This is a genomic window from cyanobacterium endosymbiont of Epithemia clementina EcSB (genome assembly GCF_029919255.1).
Taxonomy (GTDB): Bacteria; Cyanobacteriota; Cyanobacteriia; order Cyanobacteriales; family Microcystaceae; genus Rippkaea.
The window spans coordinates 1,049,710-1,067,517 of sequence record NZ_CP123991.1 but is presented as its reverse complement, the minus strand read 5'-3'; the positions used below and the strand labels follow the sequence as shown (position 1 = coordinate 1,067,517).

At 34.0% G+C, this 17,808-nt stretch carries 11 protein-coding genes, 1 tRNA gene and 1 pseudogene; 8 read left to right on the top strand and 5 right to left on the bottom strand.

What is annotated here, in order from left to right; all coding sequences use genetic code 11:
* The first annotated feature begins 1,504 nt into the window (after nt 1-1,504).
* Nucleotides 1,505-1,576, top strand: a tRNA-Thr gene (locus tag P3F56_RS03540).
* 1,766 nt (nt 1,577-3,342) lie between these two features.
* Here P3F56_RS03540 and ilvC read toward each other — a convergent pair.
* Both ilvC and P3F56_RS03530 read right to left on the bottom strand, forming a co-directional pair.
* Nucleotides 3,343-4,338 carry a ketol-acid reductoisomerase gene (gene ilvC / locus P3F56_RS03535; RefSeq protein WP_281153414.1) on the bottom strand — a complete coding sequence of 332 codons (996 nt, stop codon included), beginning with the start codon at nt 4,336-4,338 and terminating at the stop codon, nt 3,343-3,345.
* A 327-nt stretch (nt 4,339-4,665) separates the two neighbouring features.
* Nucleotides 4,666-5,451 carry an SDR family NAD(P)-dependent oxidoreductase gene (locus P3F56_RS03530; protein WP_281153413.1) on the bottom strand — a complete coding sequence of 262 codons (786 nt, stop codon included), beginning with the start codon at nt 5,449-5,451 and terminating at the stop codon, nt 4,666-4,668.
* Between the two features lie 172 nt (nt 5,452-5,623).
* On the opposite strand from P3F56_RS03530, the gene P3F56_RS03525 reads away from it, so the two are divergent.
* From P3F56_RS03525 to P3F56_RS03510, 4 genes and pseudogenes are all read left to right on the top strand, one after another.
* Nucleotides 5,624-6,811, top strand: a complete 1,188-nt coding sequence (locus tag P3F56_RS03525) for an LptF/LptG family permease (protein WP_281153700.1) — start codon at nt 5,624-5,626, stop codon at nt 6,809-6,811.
* A gap of 221 nt (nt 6,812-7,032) precedes the next feature.
* Nucleotides 7,033-7,356 (top strand): DUF2605 domain-containing protein, encoded by a 324-nt coding sequence (locus P3F56_RS03520; RefSeq protein WP_281153412.1) that lies wholly within the window; start codon nt 7,033-7,035, stop codon nt 7,354-7,356.
* 154 nt (nt 7,357-7,510) lie between these two features.
* Nucleotides 7,511-7,831: pseudogene (locus P3F56_RS03515) on the top strand (DUF2973 domain-containing protein).
* Between the two features lie 1,002 nt (nt 7,832-8,833).
* Nucleotides 8,834-10,153 carry an aminopeptidase P N-terminal domain-containing protein gene (locus tag P3F56_RS03510; RefSeq protein ID WP_281153411.1) on the top strand — a complete coding sequence of 440 codons (1,320 nt, stop codon included), beginning with the start codon at nt 8,834-8,836 and terminating at the stop codon, nt 10,151-10,153.
* A 1,963-nt stretch (nt 10,154-12,116) separates the two neighbouring features.
* Here P3F56_RS03510 and ruvX read toward each other — a convergent pair.
* A complete protein-coding gene (ruvX, locus tag P3F56_RS03505; protein WP_281153699.1) occupies nt 12,117-12,554 on the bottom strand; it encodes a Holliday junction resolvase RuvX in 438 nt (145 codons plus the stop codon).
* 102 nt (nt 12,555-12,656) lie between these two features.
* Complete coding sequence (locus P3F56_RS03500) at nt 12,657-13,910, bottom strand: GNAT family N-acetyltransferase (protein ID WP_281153410.1); 1,254 nt, start codon at nt 13,908-13,910, stop codon at nt 12,657-12,659.
* A gap of 251 nt (nt 13,911-14,161) precedes the next feature.
* On the opposite strand from P3F56_RS03500, the gene P3F56_RS03495 reads away from it, so the two are divergent.
* From P3F56_RS03495 to P3F56_RS03485, 3 genes are all read left to right on the top strand, one after another.
* Complete coding sequence (locus P3F56_RS03495) at nt 14,162-14,422, top strand: glycosyltransferase (RefSeq protein ID WP_281153409.1); 261 nt, start codon at nt 14,162-14,164, stop codon at nt 14,420-14,422.
* Between the two features lie 210 nt (nt 14,423-14,632).
* Nucleotides 14,633-14,764 carry a hypothetical protein gene (locus P3F56_RS03490; protein ID WP_281153408.1) on the top strand — a complete coding sequence of 44 codons (132 nt, stop codon included), beginning with the start codon at nt 14,633-14,635 and terminating at the stop codon, nt 14,762-14,764.
* 154 nt (nt 14,765-14,918) lie between these two features.
* Nucleotides 14,919-15,041, top strand: coding sequence for a hypothetical protein (locus P3F56_RS03485; protein ID WP_281153407.1), 123 nt, complete (start codon nt 14,919-14,921; stop codon nt 15,039-15,041).
* Between the two features lie 1,582 nt (nt 15,042-16,623).
* Here P3F56_RS03485 and ispE read toward each other — a convergent pair.
* Nucleotides 16,624-17,565, bottom strand: coding sequence for a 4-(cytidine 5'-diphospho)-2-C-methyl-D-erythritol kinase (ispE, locus tag P3F56_RS03480; RefSeq protein ID WP_281153698.1), 942 nt, complete (start codon nt 17,563-17,565; stop codon nt 16,624-16,626).
* Between the last annotated feature and the right edge of the window lie 243 nt (nt 17,566-17,808).

Sequence of the window (17,808 nt, the reverse complement as noted above, 5' to 3'; positions counted from 1 at the left end):
TTTAACCTATACCGGAGGTTAATTGAACATTATCAAATAGTCCTAGACGTTATAGAATTACTCAATTACAGTTTTATCTAGAACTTTAGGCAGGAACTAGGGATAAACCAAAGGCTATTGATTGCGATAGTTAACTGAAAACAAAGACTTGTTACTCCGTGAGTAAGAATTGACTATTTAGAAACATCAAAAGGCTAAATTCAAAAGGTAGAAATCTCGACGTTTAGCTGTTAAATTATGCGCTGTAAGGACAGAACTAAGATCTTACAATACTTTTTATAAAAAACATTTTAAGATTAATAGGGTGTGCAAATCTAATAAATTGTAAACTCACAACCCACTTCAAATATACAAATATATTTTCTAAAAATAGATGAGGCAATTAGTATATTTTTACTGACTCATAATTACTTAATTATAACTAACCTTATTAGGTAATAATGTAGCTAAACTACAGTATAAATGATCTTAAATACAGTTAATGCTCTAAAATCCAATTATGGTTTGCTCCCTATTTATAATTAACTATAACTTGGTAAAAATCAGTTTTTTACTGAAAAAATAACTCATAAAAATCACAAATATGTGACGACAAAATAATTCATCACACTTCATTGCTTGAGATTTACTTGATAATATTGAATCACCTAATAAGTTGTTTTTAATTTTTAAACAAAATTTTTATTTAGTAGTTATTTAAGTACCTAAAAATTTGCTTGTTGTTAAAATCGTTGCCAAATTAAATTATAAACCTAAATTAATAATCATAAGATAGATACTCAAACATCTCATATATAAAGATTACAGCCTGAATATTGGCATTTAGAAATTAAATCTAAGAATAGAGGTCTAGATAGCAGTTTATTCGTTAGCAATGGTTCTGACAGCTATCTCTTGATATTATCATTCCCTGGATGTTATCTTTTTTTCGCTCTTTATTTTGACGATAAATTTATGTTTTTATCCGCATTAGACTTAAGTTTATCTATCAATACGTGACTCTTAATTTCTAATATCTTCAATAAGAGTAACCTAAAAAAAACATACATAGTTAGCTCATTTGGCAATTCAAAGTACTCCAGTTTAAATAAACCTATAAGGGTTTACTGACGGAGACAAAATTTGTAATGTAAAAATCTTGGTTCCAAAACCTCTCCTTTTAGAGCATAATATGCTAAGCTATTCACAGGTCAATGGCATTAAAGGCGATAATAAAATCGGTTAAACGTCCTATTCTAGAATTTTTAAATCTCTAACCATTGCTGGTAAAAAAAGTAAAAAACATAAGACCAAATAGGTAAGAGCAAATTAGAAATTAAATAGAGTAGGGCATCCACGGGTTCACGCTCTGGAGTTAGTCCGTCAAAGATTTGCTGTAAAAGGCATAGATTAAGACTAGACAGGGGACTGTAAGTCCAAAGCAGGCAATGCCAGCAGAGGCAAGATTTAGCCAGAGAACCAGCTCGGCTTTAACCGATGGAGTGTCGACCTGCTCATTGTTAGCGCTGGTGTAGCTCAGTGGTAGAGCAGCTGATTTGTAATCAGCTGGTCGCAGGTTCAAATCCTGTCACCAGCTTTGTGCTTTAGTTTGTTCGATAAAAACTATGTATGTCGTAATTTTCGTCAATGAATTATCGATATCTATTTTTAGCTTCAAAAATTCTTTAATTTCAGCTAATTATTTAGTATTTTCTTAAATAGCTTGGAGGATTAAACTTCTTTATGATGGTCAATGTTTTTTATGGATGAGGGAAGTTAGTTTTTTTGATAACGAGATAGAGGGCTGATTGTTTTATTGATATCGTTAATCATGATTATAGTTCTTCTAAATTATGCCGGAATTGACTACACAACAGCTACGGAAAGTACCACTGTCAGCCCATATAACTTTTGTTAGGGATATAGAAGTATTTTGTTAAGTGTAAGTAGGTGAGCTTAAATAAATCTAGAATAGAAAAGTAATTAAAAAGAGTGTTTACCAGATAGCAGCCTGCCTAAAGATTGAGCTAATCTAATTAGAAAAGTAGGAACTATCAAAGTTAACTAACAACCTGAAAATTACCGCTATAAAAAGAGTAAAGACATTATCTTTAAATTTAAAAGGATGAAAAGTTGAAGGAATGACAGACTAGACGTAATTATCAGAAAATCTAATTAATAAAGAAATTTATAGATAAATGATTCGAGAAGTAAAAAATTGTACTCTTCTCCGAGAAGTAGCAGATAAAGAATAAAGTAATGCTATAAATTTTAAGATAGACTGTTTTCTCTTTCCACGATAAATCTTTAATTGTTAATTCATTATTTAAATAAAGTTTCCTGCTGTTGCTGCTGGTTTTTACGATAAATGCAAGTTACTGTTGAGTTCATTTTTTTGAAAAAAACTATTACTATTCCATTTACAATCTGATAGTGGGCAATTGTTAGTTCTTCTTAATTTAAAATTAAATTGATTAAGGTAAAAAAATGAGCATAGCATACTTTTTAATTTAAATAAAAAAACTACTATGACATTATATATCATCTATATAATAGCTCTTAATAAGTAAATTTTTTAAAATAAAAATCAATTTGGTATAGTTGTAGATTTTTAGACAAAAAAAGTAATTAATACTTTCTTTGTCTAAAAAGATATTAAGTGAATCTCGAAATTTATTATAATTCTAAGTTCAAATTACACGTGTTTTTTATAAAGATTGAGGCACAGAATTTTTAGCTGTGACACACAAAGCAGTTTTAAAGTTTACCCCATAAGTTAAATCGGAGAGACATCATATTATTTATGAACTCGCCTAACAAAAAACAATTTTATTTACCAATGTGGTCGCATAATTATCGGTTATAATTCTATCTGAACTCACCATTTTGTGTTTGTCAAGCTCTAAAACTAGCATAACTAAAACCGTAAATATATCCAGTTACTAGGATGGAGACGACAAATGCGTTTTCTAAAAGGCTGGTTGAGTAAGTAACTTTCTATAAATAAACATCGAAAAAATATTTTTTATTTCTATATTTAAGCAATTAAAGTTCATCTGATATTGTTTGAATATGGAGAAAATCTTCGGATAACAGGCAAAGTTTGATAGTTCTTACTTTTCTAATTCTGTTAGCTGAACTTTTAGGCAAACTTAGATCTAGAGATTAGTCTTTTTTAACTACTTTTTTGTTTTAGACTTACTTACTGTAGGCAAAAATACTTAAATCCAAATTAATCAAATGCTATTGGGATTTACCCCTTACCCTAAAATGAGAAATCCCAATGACAGCTTGACTGAAATAAGTAGACGCAGCAGGAGAAAAGGCTACGGGAAACTAGTAGCCTTTCATTTCATTAGGAATTTATTTGTCTTTTAACCAACTAAACATGGCCCTTAAATTTTTTCCTACTTCCTCAATTGAATGTTCGGCTTCTTGACGACGCATCGCAGTAAAACCTGGTTTACCTGATTGATTTTCTAGTACAAATTCTCGTGCAAACTGTCCTGACTGAATTTCACTGAGAATTTTCTTCATCTCAGCACGGGTTTGATCAGTAACAACACGGGGGCCACGGGTTAAATCTCCATATTCGGCGGTATTGGAAATACTATTGCGCATATTAGCTAATCCCCCTTCTACAATAAGGTCGACAATTAATTTGACTTCGTGGAGACATTCAAAATAGGCTAATTCTGGTTGATATCCTGCAGCTACCAAAGTTTCAAAACCGCCCTTAATCAAAGCACTTAAACCGCCACAAAGAACAACCTGTTCTCCAAAAAGATCTGTTTCAGTTTCTTCTCGGAAGGTAGTTTCAAGAATTCCCGCACGGGTTCCCCCAATCCCTTTAGCATAAGCCATCGCGTGATCACGGGCTTGTCCAGTAGCATCTTGATACACAGCAAATAAACAGGGAACCCCTTCCCCTTGTTCATAGGTACGTCGAACCAAGTGACCTGGCCCTTTGGGAGCAACCATCACCACATCCACATTAGGAGGGGGAACCACTTGACCAAAGTGAATATTAAATCCATGGGCAAAAGATAACACTTTTCCTTCGGTTAAATTAGGTTCTATTTCATTAATATAAACGGTTTTCTGAACTTCATCAGGCAACAGGATCATAATCCAATCTGCTGCTTTAGCTGCTTCGGCAACACTTAGAACTTTTAATCCTTGATCTTGGGCTTTTTGAGCGGATCTACTCCCTGGATACAACCCCACAATAACGTCTATGCCACTGTCTTTGAGGTTGAGGGTGTGAGCATGACCCTGGGAACCATAACCGATGATCGCAACGGTTTTACCAGCTAAAAGATTTAGGTTGGTGTCTGTATCATAATACATCCGAGCCATGGGGTTGTCTCCTTGTTGCAAGTTTTAATCTTTTCCGGACTTACTATCATACTTAACTATTAGGAAGTTTAGATTATAATTTCTTTAAACTTAACGACCAACAGTAACCTAGACTTGCTGAGTTGAAAAATACGTTAAGTCTAGGCTAATTTCTGCAATATTTCTCTTCTGTAATCCCTAATTTTTTCGAAAAAATTAGGGATTACAGAAGAGAAATATCTACTTTCTTATTTAGCTTTTTGCTATTCTCTAGAAATTAAACCTTACCCTTTAATTAACCCACAGCTAGTTTTAGAATATACAGCCTTACTCAATTAAAATTATTGTCTAACTTCGAAATTGCTTTTCTATGACATTAACTAACAATTCCCTGGGAAGAAAACGACTAGAATTCACAATAAATTGATTGCTTAAGCCACCAGGGACAGTATTGGATTTTCTATTTTCAAGAGCTTTAAGGGCATTTTTTACAACTTCTTTAGCCGAGGTAAAACCACTGTTATTTTTATTAGTAAAACTGTCTGGAAAATCCGCCACTTTAAAAAAATTAGAATCTGTCGGACCAGGACATAACGCGAGAATATTAATATCTGTTCCTTGGTTTTCTGCCCACAACGCTTCAGAAAAACTGAGAACAAAGGCTTTTGTTGCCGCATAGACCGATAAATAAGGCAAGGGCTGAAATCCGGCAATAGACGCAACGTTAATAATATTTCCCGTTCCTCGTTGTTGCATCCCCGACAAAAATAAATGGGTCAACTCCACCAAAGCAACTATGTTGAGTTGAATCATTTCCGCTTGGCGGGGTAATTCCCGTTGGGCAAACGCTCCATAATCTCCAAATCCTGCATTATTAACCAAAAAATCAACGCTTAACCCTTTCTCAGCTGTAACATCATAGACCTTCTTAGCAGCTTGTTGCTCAGCTAAATCTTGGACAATTACCTCTACTTTTATAGGAGCCTGATGTTGTAACTTTTCGGCAAGTTGGTATAGTTTATTTTGGGAACGGGCAACTAAAATCAAATTTATCTGGCGCATCGCTAACTCTTGAGCAAAGGCTGTCCCAATGCCAGAAGATGCACCAGTAATCAAAGCCGTTTTCATGGTCATCCTACTAAAATTTAGTGAGGGTCGCTTTACTTTAAGGATTGTAACGCATGCTCAAACTAATCACCGGGAAGATTAACAGTGATGGAAAACTTACCTCTATTGGGCTACTACAGCAACTAACCAATCAATTGTCCGTCGATGTTTAATGAAGGGTGCTTCTACTAAATCTCTGATGTTGACGAAATTTCTTCAATCTCTGTCCGACTTATGGAGATCGCAACAATGCCGGTTCTCTCTATCCTTGATGGATCGCTACATTGGAGGCGAACTGATACCCCCGTTCATCTTTAGCGTGGGACTGGTTTCGTCGTTGGGGGTAGCGATTGGTTGTTTATCAGATTTAGCAAATAAAGTGGTGGAGTCAGATCTTCCCCTAATACAAGCCTTGGAGATTTTACTTCTAAAAGTACCTGAATTCACTGCCTATGCTCTACCAATCTCAGTTATGTTAACTACGTTACTAACCTATGGCCGTCTCAGTAACGATAGTGAATTAATCGCATTACGCGCTTGTGGAGTGAGTCTATATCGTATGATTGCCCCTGCTTTGGTTTTTAGTTTATTGGTCACAGGGATTACTTTTGTGTTTAGTGAATTAGTTGTCCCTGGTGCTAATTACCAAGCTACATCTATCTTAGTTAAATATCTAAAAGAAGAACATCCTTTTTGGCAAAATAAAGATATTTTTTATCCTGACTATGAAAAAGTAGATTTACCAAATGGAGAAACAGTTAAACGATTAAAATATTTATTTTATGCTGAGAAATTTGACGGACAGCACATGAAAACCCTGACTATTTTAGAATGGATAGGAACTAACCTCAACAAAATAGTTGTGTCTGATTCAGCTACTTGGAATTCTAGAGAAAATACTTGGGATTTTTTTAATGGAACAATTTATAAACTAGCTCCTGATGCTTCCTACAGAGATATGTCTTCTTTTAAACATTGTCAGTTAGCTTTAACTAAAGCTCCGTTTGAATTCGCTCTTCAAGGTCGAGACCCCTATGAAATGAATGTCATTCAAGCTCAACAATACATGAAACTATTGAGGATGATTGGGGATGAAAAAAACTTGCGAACTTTTCAAGTGCGAATCCAACAAAAACTTGCTTTTCCTTTTATTTGTATTGTTTTTGGTTTAGTGGGCTCGGTTTTAGGGGTAAGGCCTCAGCAGATGGGGAGAGCTACCAGCTTTGGCTTCAGTGTGGTAATTATTTTTACTTATTATGTGTTGGGATTTATTATTGGTAGTTTAGGCTTAATGGGTATTATTTCTCCCTTGATGGCTGCATGGTTGCCTAATTTTCTTGGCTTAGGAATGGGATACTGGTTATTGTATCATTTCGCTAAATCCTGAATTTTCCCTCATCTTGCTCTGAGCAGAGAACAAACAAAGTATAAAAATACTGTTATAGATTATTTGCATGTTAATTTTCATTTTTTTGTATCGGTGCGTTACTCGTGATCAACTTCTCCGAGTTTTGAGCTCTTGAAAAAACTTATTAATTGTTTGTATCTGAATGTTAATAATTATAAAAAACGCTAAGATAGATTACATATAAATAAAATGTAAAAAAAATGCTAAACTCTCCACCTAACGAATCAGAGTTACTAACAACAATCCTTGAGCTTTTATTGGAAGACTTTCAATACTGGTTTTTCCGTGCACAAACTTTATTAGAATCCGAAAGAATTACTTTACTTTCCCCTGAAGAACAAGACAATCTGCTCGCCAGAGTTAATAAGAGCAAGCAAGAAGTAATTACGGCTCAAATCTTATTTAAAGCGACTGATCGAAAAGTAGGAATTGATACGGCTATCTTAGTCCTTTGGCACAAATTAGTGGCGGAATGTTGGCAAGTCTCCATGCGATGGCGATTACACAAAGCGAATAAGACTTAAGTTCCCCTTGATGTTATTCCAAGATCCAGAAATCTACTAAGTGATAATTATCACTCACGATTCTTGGTAAGCTAGTCAAATAAACCTTAATTAATTTTGATGATCTCGATCATTATATAAAACCTACGTGACTACTGCTTTTTGGAGAATTTTAATGTTACATCTACTTTGCATTTTAGCGTTTACCATGATTGCGTTTCTTGTTGTCAGTAATTTAATTCAAAGTTTAATTACGTCTAGTATTGATTCCCAACATCGTCATTTTCTGAAGAGAAATACTTCAATAAATCGACAAACAAATTGGAAAAATACTCAAAAAACTGTTCATCCTGAGTTACTAGATGAGATAGGAAATCCCATCAATTAACCATTGTGAGTGATACGTTTGGTGACGGTTGAAGATGTAAGACAACAGCTTGATACTTTGTATAATTTGTCACCGAGTAAATCTCCAGAAAAAGAAAAAGAAAGCTAAAAAAAGGGTTAAAATATTAGGTAATAATTGCCATTAAACTAAAATGGAATTGTTTCAAGTCAGTAACCACTTCTCACTGAGATAATTAAACATTATTAAGCTCTTAGTCTCAACTTATTCTATTGTCCAAGTCAACAAGTAAGTATTCTTTGAATATATATCGTCCTCCTATACTCAATGACTCAATGACGGCAAAAAAGTATTATGTCTTGTTAGCTCGATTAGGTAGAATCTTTGTTATTGGGAAAAAAGAATAAGTCTTCATCCAAACTATAGTCCACTAAACACTATATCTTGTGACTGAAACACGGTTTGTACCAAGCTATCAGGGGAACCAATTAATTGGAATATATCTGTTGACATGGATTCACGTTAAATTCCAATTTTATTAAAGTTTAATATTTAAGCAATCACTTTAAAAAACGTCAAATCTCTTTAACTATTCCTGCTCTCAATCAACGGGATTCTCCCGGTTTAACCCTAATAGAAAAGTCGCAACAAATTGCCGTCTAACTTATCCACATTCAAACCTCTATTACCTTCATTGTTCCAATTTTGGGAGGGTTAATTACAGCATGGTTAAGGGAAAAATATTCTCAAGGACAAAAGTTAATGTCACTTGCCCTTAAGTTTTAGTTTCTTAACCGTACGTTAGGAATATATAGGGGTAATGGAGGTCAAACAATGGCATGAGACGGAATAGTCATCAATTTATCCTACGGGGGACAGTGATCGCTTTCTCTCGGCTATCAATTTGTCACCTATACCAGTTAATATTTTAGATCAACAGTTTCCATGTCCTAATTTTACATGGCAAACATGATTAAATTGTCCCAATTGCCCACAGTTAAGATTAAAATGAGCAACATCCTTGGGCAAAATTAAGGCTCATTGATAGAGATCATGGACTGACCGATTTCATAGAACAAATTTAGGTGACTATTAAGTAATTTTGTGAGTTAACTTTAGATTAAGATCAATTAGAGATTATTTAGATCGATTATGGGAATTAAACTAACAGAGTATGGTCAGCGTCGAGAACGCTTGATGCAAAAAATTGGTACGGGAACTGCGATTTTTTGCAGTGCGCCAACTGCAGTTATGCACAATGATGTAGAATACGTTTTTCGTCAAGATAGCGATTTTTTTTACCTTACAGGATTTAATGAACCTGAAGCCGTAGCAGTATTAGCTCCCCACCACGAAGAACACCATTTTGTGCTTTTTGTTCAACCGAAAGATCCTGACAAAGAAACTTGGACAGGTTATCGTTGTGGTGTAGAAAAAGCTAAAGAGTTCTATGGTGCAGATGAGGCATATCCCATTAATGAATTACATAGAAAGCTACCTCAATACATTGAAAAAGCTGACCGTATCTATTATCATTTCGGACGGGACAAGAATTTTAATGAGGTGATTTTGTCCCATTGGCAACGGTTAATGGCAGCCTATTCAAAGCGGGGAACTGGGCCCATTGCTATTGAAGATCCCAATCCCCTTCTTCACTCCATGCGTCAGGTAAAAAGTCTTACTGAGTTAGAGATGTTACGCACAGCGATGGACATTTCAGTTATCGCTCACAACCGAGCTAGAGAATTTGTTCAGGTAGGGCATTATGAGTACGAAGTTCAGGCAGAAATAGAACATACTTTCCGCCTGCATGGAGGCGCTGGACCAGCCTATCCTTCTATCGTAGCATCAGGAGCTAATACTTGCGTCCTTCATTATATTGAAAATTGTCGTCAGATTCAAGAAAATGAGTTGCTCTTGATTGATGCGGGTTGTTCTTATGGCTATTACAATGGAGACATTACCAGAACCTTTCCCGTTAGCGGCAAGTTTACAGGGGAACAAAGAGCCATTTATGAGTTGGTTTTAGAAGCACAATTGAAGGCTATAGAATTGGTTAGACCAGGGAAACCTTATAATGAGTTTCATGACATGGCGGTCTGTATTTTAGTCCAAGGATTGATTGATTTGGGATTATTAACAGGGGATTTAGAAGAAATTATCAAAGAAGAAAAATATCAGCATTTTTATATGCATAAAACTGGCCATTGGTTAGGGTTAGATGTTCATGATGTCGGGGTTTATAAACAAGGGGAAGGAACTTGGCAACTGTTAGAATCGGGTCATTTGTTGACAGTTGAACCTGGAATCTATATTAGTCCTAACATTCAACCTACCGAAGGACAACCAGAAATTCCTGAACGATGGCGCGGTATTGGCATTAGAATCGAGGATGATGTATTAGTTACGAAAACAGGTCACGAAGTTTTAACTGCTGGAGTTCCTAAAATGATTGATGAGATTAGTTTATAAATATAATTGTGAACTCTGAAGTCGCTCTAATATTTAATCAAGTAAAATTATCGTTTATAACATCTATAACAATAGCGAGGTCGATAATAAGTAAAAAAATGTTGACTATTATTATAGATGGCTTAAATATGATTGTGTCATTGACCACCATAACATCAGTCATCGTTGAAAAGTTTTGAGATCAAGTACTCAATGATATTTGGTAAAGAACTTTTGCCAACTTAAACAACACGGCAAAGTCTTTTAGAAGCTTTGATGCAGATAAATTACGTGTACTATGTTAGTGTATTTATACATAGTGGGATTTATTTATTGACAAATTACGTTAGATATTATGTTGTCTACTCTAGACAAGGTAATCGCTATATATTGGACTAACTCGGAATTGTTCGGCAATGAACAAATATTTTAAGAAATAAGTAGACTAGATTTTAGTTTAAATGCTCTAAAGTAGAATTGTGATAAATTATAAATTCTAAGAGATGATTCTATGTGGGATGTAATACCAACTATTAATCAACTCTGTAGTTGTCATTAAGGTTCTACCTGATTGGAATTCACAAAGTACCAAAAGGGTTAGTAAAGATCTCCTCAAATTCTTTGACTATAAAATTATTTATTTTACCTAATTACTTTAGGATTTGCTGATAATATTCAATAGCCTAATACTTTTTTTAAAGTTTAATAACTGGAGTTTTACTAACTTTGTTTAAGTTTTAATTGTCTTGGCAAAATAAAATATAAAATTAGACAATACTAACAAAAATATTGTTAGTATTGTCTAATTTATGGACATTATAAAATTTTTTATAATGAATAATTTTCCTGTTTTTTTATCTTTATATGCTTTAAACTAGTTAGTACTTTTCTGTTTTGATTAAGACTTATAGATTCTTAGTTATTTCTATCGTAAAACCTAATTTCTGGTTATGAGATAAATAGTCCGAAATTTTGGATAAACGACTATAACCCAAGTAGTAAGATTCAGTAATATATACAAATATATAAGTACAAATGACATTTAACCATTGGTTTGTTCGTAAGAATTATGACAGCTATTATTTATTTTGATAATTTCTTCTATGTTTATTATTTGTCAGTTTTTTACTCTTTATTTATAGCGATTACTTTATCTATTTAGATAGACTCCATTCAAATTTATATTTCGATACGTAACTTATAAATCTTTCTCTTCCTTGAATAATCCATCTAGATATTGCATTTTCTTATAATTTCACCCAATGTGCAATTTTTAAAAAATTCCGCTCTTTCGGATTCAAACGGAATATTAATATTCTTATTCTAGTTTGCGAGGGTATTTTTTTGTCCTAAGTTAACTTTGTCCATCTAACGATTGCTTTTTTTAACTACTTTTAGATTTTCTACTTAGAGAAGATCACCTACTTAAGAACTCAAATAATTTCCAAATAAGGCTTTTAGAACGTTAATATTAATTAATTATTTAATATAAAAAGTTTAGTATAAGTGTAGAATTTTTTATCTAAAAATAAACAATTTATATGAATATATTAATTATAACAATATGTTAAGAGGCTTGTGAAGTATATAGGGTAGAGTTATCTTCTTTCGATAAGACACTTAACTTTAAAGGTCACAAGAACTCAAGATTTGATTGCGACTGAATCAGTTTACGCAAATCTTCCATAAGATTATAAATAACTATCTATTCAAAATATTTACTGTGAAAAGAAATACAAACCTTTTATAGATAAACACGCTCAGATAATTTAAAAGTTTTTTGTTTTTTGTTGGAAAAACTAATAAATTTCTAAGAAATAGTTTGTTAATGTAGTTTATATTTCTGTGGTTTATCCTGTCACTAGACAATTATTAAAAATATTGATTTTTATCAAAAAAAATATTTAAGATTGAATTATGATCTATCACATACAGTCTATCTAATTAAAATTCAGACACAATTGAGTGTTACTCAAATCAAACTCTAATTGTTTCTTACTCTTGAACACCTATAATCCAACCACTGTTGCAAAATAATGCAAGCAGCTTGACGATCAATTGCCCCTTTATCCCAAGTAGAAAACCGTTTTTGCGCCTTGAGTTGTGCGGTAGCTTCAATGGAGGTCAATCGTTCATCGACATACTCTACTGGTAATTGTAAAGTTTGAGAAATACGCAACGTAAATCTTTGGACTTGTTTAGCTTGAAATCCCAAGCTTCCATCCATGTTGTAAGGAAGTCCTACAACTAATACTTGTGCTTCCCGTTGGTGAATCAATTGTTGAAGCTGTTGAATATCCTCCCAAAACGAGGTACGGTAAATTGTTGTTAACCCCGTTGCAATTAACCCAGTTCCATCACATCCAGCTATCCCAATTCGCTTTTTACCAACATCTAAGCCTAAGGCCGAAATTCGTTTCATCATTAAAATCTAATTATATTAGGCGAGTCAGAAGGTAGAAGTTAAAATATCTCCTCATCAGCTCGTCTACTTATTGCCGTGAGCTCCCTCATCCTACTGCTTCTATGGCTCATCATTAAACTCAGAAGATTCTCCTAAGATTTGTGGCTTATGTCTAGATTGTTTTCTATTGCGTGAATTAGAGGGTTTCTCTGAGAGATTAAAAGATATTTTAAACCAAGACATTCGACTAGGAATAGGAGTCCGAGGAACTGCCTGTAATCCTTGTAACATCTCTGATAAATGTAATCCTTCAGGCTTTGCCTCTTTTAGTTTATGCCATACCGAACGGGACATCAACAGAGTGTGTTGATTGCGTTGCGCTCCTAATTTCTCGAGATACTCTTCGCGTTCATGCTGATAATCTGTCGAGACCAACTCTAAGCTTTGGGATGGGAAATTCTGCACAATCTGTGCCATTTTTGTGAACAACTTGGGGTAGAGCCAAGTGTAAGCTGGATGTACCGTTAACTGAGCTTGATGAGGGCTAGACCCATTGTCACATAAAATTAGTTTAAAATAGCCAACAGCTGCCTTACGCTGAGGTTCAAACACATATCCTTGTGCAACATCAGTGTGGTGGCACCATTGTTGAAACTTAGAGACTAACCCCGCTAAAAAGGGGGTCTTAAAATCAGGGAGGTGGCGATCAAAAACTTGACGCAACAGAGGTGGCATCGAAACGCAATCAAGCTGATAAAGTAGATGAGCATCGGCATTGCTCACAGGTAACAGGTTAGGAAAATCAGAGTCTCCTAGGGCAAGTTCTTGCAGTAATTTCGGTGTTAAAGACCAATATGTTAATTGGGCCAAAGGTTGAAAGCCATTCTGACGATAGAGAGCAAGGGTACTTTTTTGGTTGATATTGACCTCTAAAACCCAAGTCCGAGCTTCCCAAATGGTTTCAAAACAGTGGCGCAACAGTTGAGAGCCCACTCCTTTAGGATCAGTCATCAACTGGGGTTGAGAATCTTGGTTGTTAATCACCACTCGCTCTACACACCAGGTACTGCGACCCCTATTAAAGGGACTAATTTGAATAAACCCTTGTAACCGTTCTGTTCCTTGATTTAATAGTATCTTCGGTTCGGCAATATAAACACAAAAATGGTGTTGGAACAAGTTAGGAAACCAACTCAAGAATTTGAGAAGTCCAAACCAACGCCTTGCTTGTTGTAATTGTTGAATAGACGCAGCAATGTTTGACTCCGGCTGTTCTTGGGCTATCTGAACAATCAAATGTTCTATAGGATCTAAATCTCGATACTGTACAGAACGAATTATGGGGTTAGGGGCATCATTTAAAGGAGAATTCATGGATCGCGGTGGGGAGTATGTCGCTTACTGGCTCTATCTTAACTATTTTTCCATATCTTAACCATTTTTCCATGGTTGTCATCTTCTTTCGCTAGAGATCGGGGTGAGGGAGGGATATCAAAAAACATAGACATTTTGCCGGTTTATTTGTTGCTCATTTGTTGAATCATCCTGTTTTAAGGCCAATTTTTTTAGTAATTTTAGTTTTTTAGAGGCAATATTCATTCTCCTATCTCTTCTAATGATAAAGAGTGATTTGTCCTCCTCTTTTCAAACCTAAATGTTCCAATCCTGAACAGTTAGGGACTGTTAGCGTAGTTTTTTCTACTCTCAAAGAAGTCCATAGCATTAATTCATGTTTGCAAGGATTAAGTCAGCAAAGTTACGAAGTACGGGAAATTTTGGTAATCGATAGTCATTTTCAAGATGGCACTCAAGATAGAGTTAAACAGACGGCTCAATCAGATCTTCAGTTTCGCTTGATAACGAATGAGCTCTTGCATTCCCAATAGGTTGGCCGCCCTTGAGCATTGCATACAAAATTTTTGAATAGTTCTCTTAAAAGTCAATAGGTATTAAGCATTAATGCTGATATTCAACCCTAACAAGGGTTAATAGTTAGTTTGATCGTTGCGGAGGAGGAAGGATACAATATAGTTTCCTTGTCTCCTCAATTTATCCTTAAAGATGTCGGAGAATGATTGTCAAAACCACCCTCATTGATGACCCTGTTGTATCGGTTTGATTCAGCCGGGGTTGAAGAACAATCCCCAGAACTAGTGATGGACAACGGTCAGTGTTTTTTCTCGGCAGTTGACCTTGGAACAATTGGAAGAATATTCTGGGACAGCTAGTTCCTTTTTTGAGGATATCACTTTGGCACGTCAGGCGGCTCAATAGGGTTTTAGGGTAGGTTTTCTCTATGGGGCTAACCTAATTCGGGTATAAATATATGAAGGCATTAAAGAAACCTGGACTGAATGAGGATAATCGCTTGATATCAAAGATGTGTCATCCGGGATACAACTTTGGGGAGATTTAGCCTTATTATTTTTAACTCAAAAATTTTCTTTTGGGGGATTGATGGTTTTGGGAACTTGTCGGACATTAAGATATGATTTTTTGAGTTAAAAACTGCTGATCACTTTCAATTCAGGATTATTACCAATTCATTTTGAGTTGCTGTTTGCAATTTATCCTTCCTATTATCGTAATCGTGCTGTGTTACTACCATTTCTGTTATTTTAGCTATCTCTTTTAGTTGATCCCTTGACTGTCTTGAAAATCTTTTTCTCGGCGTTTCAACAATCGAAACAATGCCAAGGAAGAGTGTATCTATAACAAATAGTAAGTGTAGAGCAGGAAAGTAGTTGAAAGAGTAATGATTGCTGTAACACTAAACAAGGATCTTAGGACAGTTTTATGATTTGAACAAGAGGTAATTAAATGATCGAGTTGGAGCCATCAGTTATGCTGGCACTTTATGCTTAATAGTTTACGGTTTACGCTAAAAACAATCAAATTACAACTAAATATATACAAAAATTAGAATTTATCGTTTTTAAAAGTTATTGATAGCACTTTATATTGTTTTTTTTTAAATAACCCCAATAAAAAATCACACATAAATTATTAATATACAAGGAAACTACAGTCAAATCTATTTTATTTAAAAAACAAAAAATTTAGTTTTTTAAATAAATGACTAAAAATAAATACAAAATGAAGATAGTCTAATTATGAAGGGATCATTTTACTTATAAAAATAAAAATTATTTGTGTTTTAATATTTATTAAAGTTCAACTATCAGCAAACGTCATTAAGATAGTCAGAGTAACTATTTTATAGTTACTCTGAACAGGTAAAATTAACATATTAATGGTAATTAATTGTTTATAAATTAAATCTAATTAATGTGCAGAAAAATTACAATAGAGTTATTTCTTCTTAAGAAGAAAGCATATAAATTTCAGTATTTAAGCTGATAATTCTAGAATACATATTGAATAGTGACATTAATAATATAACTAAAATAAAATGAGTATACTGACAACAAATAAAAACTATATTTAAATATTTTAATCAAAAATTACAGATAAAATACTCCGGTATTGAAACGATTAGTAATTGGTAAAATTGCTGCTATTTTAGATAGTATTTAGTTTAAGCAAAATAAAAATAATATAAATATTAAAGTTGAATATAAATTCAGATCTTTACTGTCCTAATAATCAATTAGACAAGAAAATCGTGTTTTTTAAAAAATGGGTGGATAAGAGCTAAACATCATGCTAATTTAGAAACCATAAATATGGTAACTATTGTTGATAGTGATTCAGTCTATACAAGTGGTTAAGTTAAAGCAAAACTGAAACAATTGGAAAGAATGTTTATATTCATTTTATCTACTAACTTAGATTTTAGAACCTAAAATAAAGGAAAATAGCATTAAATAAAGACTTGCAAAATTGCCGCAAGCCTTTATTTGAAGATAAATATGATTTAGCCAAGACAGTAAAACAAAGTTTTAGTAAAAGAATTTACCTCAAAAAATATCAACTAAAGTAACTTAGATTCAACTTTAATTGCTTAAATATAGAGATACAAAATAATTTTATCTGTTAGTGGTTATTTAACCTACTTCAAACAAGAATTAAAATGTTCATATAGGCTAATTATTAAGTCTACTTCTGTAGGGCTTGTTAGCTTAACTTAAACAACTTGAATTCCCGTACTCGATAACTTTGTTATCAATAATTCTAAGTCAGGATCAAAAATAGCTTGTCTAGCTTTATTTTTAATATTTTCAGCTTCTTGTTGAGATTGACACAAAGTAAATACTGTCGGGCCTGATCCCGACATCATTGTTCCCAGTCCCCCTATTTGTTCTAAAATTGCCCTTAACTTCATAACCTGAGAATATTCAGGTAATACTACTTTTTCTAAATCATTATGTAACAATTGACCAATTTTATGGTTATCTTTGTGACTAATAGCCTGAATCAAAGGATCTGAATGAACTTTAGATATTCGAGAGGTAACTACAGCGTGATCACTGATATATTCATGGCTAAATTGCTGCCGATAGGTTTGATAGGCCCAAGCAGTAGAAACCGCTAAGCTTTTGTATTTTCCTAAAATCACCCATAAGCTATTAAGATCGCCTATTGGAACCAATTTTTCTCCTCTTCCAGTAGCGACCACAGTCCCTCCAGCAATACAAAAAGGAACATCCGATCCCAATTTTTCTCCCAATCGTTGCAATTCAGGGATAGTTAACCCCAATTCCCAGATTAAATTTAACCCGACTAATACTGCTGCTGCATTAGTTGAGCCTCCAGCTAATCCGGCAGCTACAGGGATACGCTTATCTATCGTTATATCTACTCCCCCATAGTTAGCGAAAGCTTCACCAAATTCAAGTTTCATCAATTGTGCCGCACGATAAGCTAAATTGGTCTCATTGGTAGGAACTTGAGGGTTTGAACAAGTTAAACGAAAGTCTTGAGTTCCATGGGAACAAATTTCTAAACGATCAGCTAAATCAATACTTTGAAGGATCATTAGCAATTCATGATAACCATCTGGGCGATCACGAATGATTTCTAGATACAAATTGATTTTGGCTGGAGCAATTAAGGTATAGGATTGCATAATCGAGTGAATCAAAAAATCAGACATTCAATGTCCTCCTCTATCCTCCCACATACCTCACCTTTTCTTGTGAAGACTCTTAATATTGAGCCTAGGAGTATGATTTGGTCTTTTTCAAATCTTGAAAGACAAAGATAATTTCTTCAAAGATATTCAGAGATCAATACTAACATTAGAATCTATTAACTAAATTACGTTCATAAAAGCCATTCACTATAATTCTGATATCAGAATTATAGTGAA

Coding starts and splice junctions, on each gene's coding strand:
- ruvX (WP_281153699.1), bottom strand. CDS start 12,554: ATGAAACGAATTTCGGCCTTAGGCTTAGATGTTGGTAAAAAGCGAATT.
- P3F56_RS03510 (WP_281153411.1), top strand. CDS start 8,834: ATGGGAATTAAACTAACAGAGTATGGTCAGCGTCGAGAACGCTTGATG.
- P3F56_RS03525 (WP_281153700.1), top strand. CDS start 5,624: ATGTTGACGAAATTTCTTCAATCTCTGTCCGACTTATGGAGATCGCAA.
- P3F56_RS03520 (WP_281153412.1), top strand. CDS start 7,033: ATGCTAAACTCTCCACCTAACGAATCAGAGTTACTAACAACAATCCTT.
- P3F56_RS03530 (WP_281153413.1), bottom strand. CDS start 5,451: ATGACCATGAAAACGGCTTTGATTACTGGTGCATCTTCTGGCATTGGG.
- P3F56_RS03490 (WP_281153408.1), top strand. CDS start 14,633: ATGACCCTGTTGTATCGGTTTGATTCAGCCGGGGTTGAAGAACAATCC.
- ilvC (WP_281153414.1), bottom strand. CDS start 4,338: ATGGCTCGGATGTATTATGATACAGACACCAACCTAAATCTTTTAGCT.
- ispE (WP_281153698.1), bottom strand. CDS start 17,565: ATGCAATCCTATACCTTAATTGCTCCAGCCAAAATCAATTTGTATCTA.
- P3F56_RS03500 (WP_281153410.1), bottom strand. CDS start 13,910: ATGAATTCTCCTTTAAATGATGCCCCTAACCCCATAATTCGTTCTGTA.